Origin of the sequence: Streptomyces sp. NPDC020996 (assembly GCF_040641355.1) — a bacterium.
In the GTDB taxonomy this organism is placed as follows: domain Bacteria; phylum Actinomycetota; class Actinomycetes; order Streptomycetales; family Streptomycetaceae; genus Streptomyces.
Window position 1 is genome coordinate 38,323 of the sequence record NZ_JBFADM010000067.1, and the last position, 6,755, is coordinate 45,077.

A 6,755-nucleotide genomic window follows, 5' to 3' on the forward strand; every position below is an offset into this window, starting at 1 on the left:
GCAGGTCAGAACGCGTCCGACGGGACGTACGTGCCCCAGATGTCGCGCAGGGCGTTGCAGACCTCGCCGACCGTGGCGCGGGCGCGCAGGGCGTCCTTCATCGGGTACAGGACGTTGTCCTCGCCCTCGGCGGCCTTCTTCAGGGCCGCCAGCGCCGAGTCCACCGCGGCCTGGTCGCGTTCGGCGCGCAGCCTGGCGAGGCGTTCGGCCTGCTGGGCCTCGATGGCGGGGTCGACGCGCAGCGGCTCGTACGGCTCCTCCTCGTCGAGCTGGAAGCGGTTGACGCCGACCACGACCCGCTCGCCGGAGTCGGTCTCCTGGGCGATGCGGTAGGCGCTGCGCTCGATCTCGTTCTTCTGGAAGCCGTGCTCGATGGCCGTCACCGCGCCGCCGAGGTCCTCGACCTTCTTCATCAGCTCCAGCGCCGCCGCCTCGACGTCGTCGGTCATCTTCTCGATGACGTAGGACCCGGCGAAGGGGTCGACGGTCGCCGTCACGTCCGTCTCGTAGGCGAGGACCTGCTGCGTGCGCAGGGCGAGGCGGGCGGACTTGTCCGTCGGCAGCGCGATCGCCTCGTCGAAGGAGTTGGTGTGCAGCGACTGCGTGCCGCCCAGCACCGCCGCCAGACCCTGCACCGCCACGCGGACCAGGTTCACCTCCGGCTGCTGCGCCGTCAGCTGCACCCCGGCCGTCTGCGTGTGGAACCGCAGCATCAGCGACTTGGGGTTCTTCGCGCCGAACTCGTCCCGCATCACCCGCGCCCAGATCCGGCGCGCGGCGCGGAACTTCGCGACCTCTTCCAGGATCGTCGTCCGGGCCACGAAGAAGAACGACAGGCGGGGCGCGAAGTCGTCGACGTCCATGCCGGCCGCGACCGCCGTACGGACGTACTCGATGCCGTCTGCGAGGGTGAACGCGATCTCCTGCGCCGGGGAAGCGCCCGCCTCCGCCATGTGGTAGCCCGAGATCGAGATCGTGTTCCACTTCGGGATCTCGGCCTTGCAGTACTTGAAGATGTCGGCGATCAGACGCAGCGACGGCTTGGGCGGGAAGATGTACGTGCCCCGCGCGATGTACTCCTTCAGCACGTCGTTCTGGATCGTGCCGGTGAGCTGGTCGGCGGCGACGCCCTGCTCCTCGGCGACCAGTTGGTACAGCAGGAGCAGCAGCGCGGCGGGCGCGTTGATCGTCATCGACGTCGAGACCTTGTCCAGCGGGATCCCGCCGAACAGCACCCGCATGTCGTCGATCGAGTCGATGGCCACGCCGACCTTGCCGACCTCGCCGTGCGCGATCGGCGCGTCGGAGTCGTGGCCCATCTGCGTGGGCAGGTCGAAGGCGACCGAGAGACCCATCGTGCCGTTGGCGATCAGCTGCTTGTAACGCGCGTTCGACTCCGTCGCCGTGCCGAAACCGGCGTACTGGCGCATCGTCCACGGACGGCCGGTGTACATCGACGGGTACACGCCACGGGTGAACGGGTACTTCCCCGGCTCGCCCAGCTTCTGCTCCGGGTCCCAGCCCGCCAGGGCCTCCGGCCCGTACACCGGCTCGATGGGCAGTCCGGACTCCGACTCGCGCGCCATGGTGTGTTGCCTCCCGCTCAGCAGTTACTCGCCAGTTACGCCAGTTCGGACCGACCCTCCGACGGACTGTAGCGTCGGCCGTGCACCGGGTGCAGGGGCGCACCCTGGGACCTTCCTCACAGGGTGTATGCGGTCCCGGTCACAACAATGCCCCGCCGTTCGCGGCCCGTCACCTGCGGGCAGCATGAAAGGGGCACGCGAGCACATCGGTGAGACGGCTGGGGGCGTGGTGCGTACTGCGGGCACGGTGAGAGCGATCGCCACGACGGCGGCCCTGGCCGCTCTGGCCGCCCTGGCCGGGGTGTCCGGCTGCACCGTGCAGGGCGCGGACGGCACGGGCCGCTCACCGGTGCGCATCCGACTGCCGGGCAGCGCTCCCCCCGCCACCTCGTCCGGCGGCACGCAGGACTCCTCCCCCGCAGGCGGCGGAGCCGTCCTGTGGTCGCGCGGCGACACCGGCCCCGGCGTACGCGAACTCCAGGCCCGGCTGCGCCAGGTGGACTGGCTGTTCGACGGCCCCACGGGAACGTACGACGACCTGACGGAGCGGGCGGTCCGGGGCTTCCAGGGCAAACGCGGGCTGCCGCGGACGGGACGGACGGACGCCGTCACCTGGCAGCGGCTGCTGCGCATGACGCACGAGCCGGGGAAGTGGGAGCTGTACCTGATGGGCGGCCAGCCCGCCGGCGCGCCCGATCCGCGCTGCCTGACCGGGCGGGTCCTGTGCATCGACAAGACGACCCGCACCCTGCGCTGGATGATCGACGGGCGCACCGTCTCGACGATGCCGGTCCGCTTCGGCTCGCGCGGCACACCCACCCGGGAGGGCGTGTTCCACGTGTACTGGAAGTCGCGCCACCACTGGTCGACGCTCTACGACTCGTCCATGCCGTACGCGATGTTCTTCAGCGGCGGGCAGGCCGTGCACTTCTCGTACGACTTCGCGGCCCACGGCTACGCCGGCGCCTCGCACGGCTGCGTCAACGTCCGGGACGAGGCGGCGATCGCCGGCCTGTACGCGCAGGTGCGGTACGGCGACAAGGTCGTCGTGTTCCGGTGACGCCCCGGGAGGGGAAGTTCGGGGCGCGGACGGGACCGGGGGAACGTGTCCCGCCCGCGCCGATGCGCACAAGCCGTGGGTACGGGGGGAACCCCGGCTCTGTGCAGAAAGCCGATGACCAGTCGGCTCACTCCTTACTGCGCCGGCGCGGCCGAAAACGTCACACCCCGCGCGAGGAACTTTTCCCGGCCCCGCGAAAGGCCAGTTCGCCCGGACGGGTGAAGGTCAGAGGGCGCTGTACGTGGGGCTCGGCGACGGTGCGGGCGATGTGGACGCCGGGGTGCCCTTCCCGCCGGGGGCCATACGGGGGGCGCCGTCGCCCTGGTCGTCGTCGCCCTCGTCGTCGTCCTGGCCGCCCTTGCCGTTCCCGTTCCCCTTGCCGTTGCCGTTCCCGTTCCCCTTGCCGTTCCCCTTGCCGTTGCCGTTGCTCTTCCCGTTGTTGCCGTTGCCGTTGCCATTGCCGTTGCCCGTGCCCTTCTCCGTGCCGTCGGCGTCGCGGTTGTCTTCCGCGGTGCCCGTCCCGGTGCCGGTTCCGGTTCCGGTTCCGGAGAGGATGCGCTGGCAGTACTTCCACACGCGGGCCGTGCCGGAGCCGCCCGCCGCCTGCTCCAGGGCCCGTCTGCGGCCGGGGCCCAGTTCCCTGCCGTCGCGCACGGCACGGCAGGCCGACAGGGCGCCGCCCCACCAGCCGCCCCCGCCGGAACCGGCCTCTTCCGAGGCCCCGGCGCCCGGGGTGCCGTGCGGGTCCGCCGGTCCCGTGGCGCCGACGGAGGAGCCGCCGGGCGTGGGCTCGCCGTGCGCTAAGCCGGTGGACGACGGCGACCCGGACGGGCCGTCCGGCGACCCGGCGACCGAGACCGAGGCGCCCGGACGGGGTTCGGCACCGCCGAAGGGCCTGGGCAGGACGCCGCTCGTGGCCGCCACCGCGACTCCGCCGACCACGACGGCGATCAGCGCGGCGGACAGCCCGAGGCGGACCGGGCGGTTCCAGCGGCGGCGCCTGCCGATTCCGCTCGGGCGGCCGATACGGACCAGGCCGGCGTCCGAGGACGAGGCGTCGGCGTCGTCGCCGACGGCGGAACTCCCGGCCGAGGCGTCGGCCCGCGCCGCGCGGAAGGCGGCCAGCGCCGCGCTCTCGCCCGGGAGTCCGGCACCTTCGGCGACGGGTTCCGCGCTCAGTGACCCGAGCGCCTTGGCGAGTCGTTCTGCCTGGTCACGGGCGGTGGCGTCGACAGATTCGAGGGATTGCCCGGTCAGCAGGAGCTCCGCTGTCTCGCGGTCCAGCCACCTGTACTGCTCGTCGGCCATCACATGTCCTTCTGCGTCCGCGCGCGCATCTGCGTCACAGTCGCGGACGTCACCGCGCGGCCGCTCGGTTCTCGCTGGGCGGGCAGCGCGTCGAGCGCGCCCGCCGATTCCGGATCGGCGCCGATGAGTTCGGCGAGGCGCTTGAGACCGCGGTGCGCCGCGGTGCGCACCGCGCCCGGACGCTTGCCCAGCGTCTCTGCGGCGGTCTTCGCGTCGAGACCCACGACCACGCGCAGCACGACGGCCTCGGCCTGATCCTGCGGCAGCCGGGCGATGAGGGAGAGGGTGCGGTCGGTGGCCAGCGCCTCGATGGCCTCGCCCGCGGTGTCGGACTCGGCGGCCCGGCCCGTCAGCTCCGTCTCGTCGCCGCCGATGACGGGACGGCGGCCGCGCATGCGGATGTGGTCCAGCGCGCGGTTGCGCGCGATGCGGGCGGCCCAGCCGCGGAAGCGGTCCGCGTCCCCCTCGAAGCGTCCCAGGTCGCGGGCGATCTGCAGCCACGCCTCGGAGGCGACGTCCTCGGCGTCCGGATCGCCGACCAGTGTCCGTACGTATCCGAGCAGCCGTGGGTGCACTGCCCGGTACACAGTCCGGAACGCGGTCTCGTTCCCGTCCTGTGCCGCAAGCACCGCGGCGGTCAGCTCCGCGTCGTCCCCCAGCACCCGTGTTCCTCAGTCGATGGTCGGCCGATGATGGCGGCGATCCCCCTCCGCGCCCGGCGCGAAGGGCACGTTACGACCTGAAACCGCTCCTCGTCCATGTCCGGACGAGCTGCAACGGTCTTGTGACGCCACGGGGTGTGACAGAAAACGCACCCGGGGCGCTGTAGGGAGTGCGGGCCGCCGCGCGGCCCGTACCGCGCGACGGCCGGGGCCTCTCCTGTGGGGGGTGGCGGCCCCGGCCGTTGTCGTGCGGCGCTCCCGCCCGGGCACCCGGGCGGTCGGCCCGAGCCCCTCGACCCCCGGCCGCCGAGCCGTTCGGGACTCTTCGGACCCTCGCTCACTCGGAGCCTCGCCGCTGCACGGCGACGTCCTCAGCCGCAGTCGCCGTTGCCCTCAGCCGCTGTTGCCGTTGCCCTCGCCCGACTTGCCGTTGCCGTTGCCGTTGCCGTTGCCGTTGCTGTTGCTGTTGCCCGCGCCCGTCGGTGCCCCCGCGGTGGCGGCGGAACCCGGGCTCGCGGGGGCGCCCCGGGTCGCGGCGGCGGCGGGAGTGGTGGCGGCACCCGGTGTGCTCGGCCTGCCGGTGCCGCCGGCCCTGCCCGGATTGCCCGCGGCCCCCGTCGGCGTGCTTCCCGCCAGCTGCCGGGTGCAGTACCCGGCGACCTTCTCCTCGCCGCCCGCGGCCTCGATCAGCCGCTGCCAGGCCGTCGCCTCCAGTGCCCTGCCCCGGCCGGCGACCGACTCGTACGCCCGGCAGTGGGCCTCGGTGTCCTGCGCGGTCCCCGGGCGGTCCGCGGCGGCGGAGGCGCCCGGCGTGCGGGAGCCGGCCGCGGACGAGGGGCCGGCCGACGCCGTCGGGGCGCCGGCCGACGGACGCGGCCGCCCGGTGCCGCGGTCGTCGTCCGACGACCCGGCGGTGCCGATGGCCGCGACGGCGACGCCGCTGACCGTCAGCCCGGCCAGGAACAGCGCCAGGGTGGCCTTCAGCGAGCGGCGCGCCCGCCCGTGCTCGCGCGGGCGCCAGTCGTCCCGGCGCCTGGTCCGCGTCCGGTGCGCCCCGGCCTCCCGGGCGGCCCGGAAGGCGGCCACCGCCCGTTGCTCGGCCTCGGCGTCGACGGAGTCCGGGCGTATCGCCGCGGCGAGCAGCAGCTCCAGCGCCGCGCTCTCCGCCGCGCCCTCGGAGCCGGACACGGGACCGGGCAGGGGGCCGGACACGGGACCGGACACAGGACCGGATACGGGACCGGATACGGGACCGGACAGGGGGCCGGACACGGGGCCGGACACGGGACCGCCGGGGCGCACACGCCGACGGCCGGAGGTACTGCCGTCGCCCTGCCGTTCACCCATGTCCGTATCCATCCCTGTCAGACCCGTCGCGGGTCCGGCGCTCGCCGCCGCCCGCACCGCCCGCGGCGTCCGTGCCGCCGCTGCCGTTCATTTCGACTCCCCCAGCGTCCGGGGGTCCCCATGTGTCACACCCGGGACGCCGAGCCGGCGGGCGAGACCCTTCAGCCCCCGGTGCGCGGCGGTGCGCACGGCGCCGGGGCGCTTGCCGAGGACGCGGGCCGCGGCGGGGCCGTCCAGGCCGACGACGACCCTCAGCAGCACGGCCTCGGCCTGGTCGCGGGGCAGGCTGCGGACCAGTTCCAGGGCGCGCTCGGTGGAAAGCGCCTCCAGGGCCTGCTCGTGGGTGTTCTGCCGGCCGGGCAGCTCCAGCACGTCCTGTTCGAGCGCCGAGGACCGGGGACGTACCTTCTGCCGGCGCAGATGGTCCAGCGCCCGGTGCCGGGCTATGGTCGCCGTCCAGCCGCGGAAGCCCGCGCCGTCGCCCTTGAACCGCCCGAGGTCGCGGGCTATCTCCAGCCAGGCGTCGGAGGCCACGTCCTCGGCGTCGTCGCCGACGATCCCCCGGAGATAGCCGAGCAGTCCCGGCTGGACGAGTCGGTACGCGACGGCGAAGGCGGCTTCGTCGCCCTCCTTGGCCCGCGCCACGGCCTCGCCCAGCTCCCCGTCGTACGCCTGCGCGCGGCGGGGTTCCCCTCCCTGGCCCAACACTGTCCTCGTTCGTACGGGTGCGAAACGGGCCCGTCGGAACCCGCGTCGTGGGGGGGGGGGGCGGGGGGGGCGCCGCCCCCGGCG

6 protein-coding genes are annotated in these 6,755 nt (G+C 74.0%); 1 reads left to right on the forward strand and 5 read right to left on the reverse strand.

Annotated features, from left to right (window positions below; genetic code table 11):
• Positions 1-5: 5 nt before the first annotated feature.
• Positions 6-1,586, reverse strand: a complete 1,581-nt coding sequence (locus AB0G63_RS32770; RefSeq protein ID WP_360757814.1) for a methylmalonyl-CoA mutase family protein — start codon at positions 1,584-1,586, stop codon at positions 6-8.
• 247 nt (positions 1,587-1,833) lie between these two features.
• On the opposite strand from AB0G63_RS32770, the gene AB0G63_RS32775 reads away from it, so the two are divergent.
• Positions 1,834-2,646, forward strand: a complete 813-nt coding sequence (locus AB0G63_RS32775) for a L,D-transpeptidase family protein (RefSeq protein ID WP_360757816.1) — start codon at positions 1,834-1,836, stop codon at positions 2,644-2,646.
• A 225-nt stretch (positions 2,647-2,871) separates the two neighbouring features.
• On the opposite strand, the gene AB0G63_RS32780 is transcribed toward AB0G63_RS32775, so the two are convergent.
• From AB0G63_RS32780 to AB0G63_RS32795, 4 genes are all read right to left on the reverse strand, one after another.
• Entirely contained in the window at positions 2,872-3,954 is a 1,083-nt protein-coding gene (locus AB0G63_RS32780; RefSeq protein WP_360757819.1) for a hypothetical protein, read from the reverse strand.
• Entirely contained in the window at positions 3,954-4,616 is a 663-nt protein-coding gene (locus AB0G63_RS32785) for an RNA polymerase sigma factor (protein ID WP_360757821.1), read from the reverse strand. The genes AB0G63_RS32780 and AB0G63_RS32785 overlap by 1 nt, the downstream gene beginning before the upstream one ends.
• Before the next feature lie 393 nt (positions 4,617-5,009).
• Positions 5,010-5,804 (reverse strand): hypothetical protein, encoded by a 795-nt coding sequence (locus AB0G63_RS32790; RefSeq protein ID WP_360757823.1) that lies wholly within the window; start codon positions 5,802-5,804, stop codon positions 5,010-5,012.
• A gap of 246 nt (positions 5,805-6,050) precedes the next feature.
• On the reverse strand, positions 6,051-6,668 hold the full coding sequence (locus tag AB0G63_RS32795; RefSeq protein ID WP_360757825.1) for an RNA polymerase sigma factor: 618 nt from the start codon (positions 6,666-6,668) through the stop codon (positions 6,051-6,053).
• Positions 6,669-6,755: the final 87 nt, after the last annotated feature.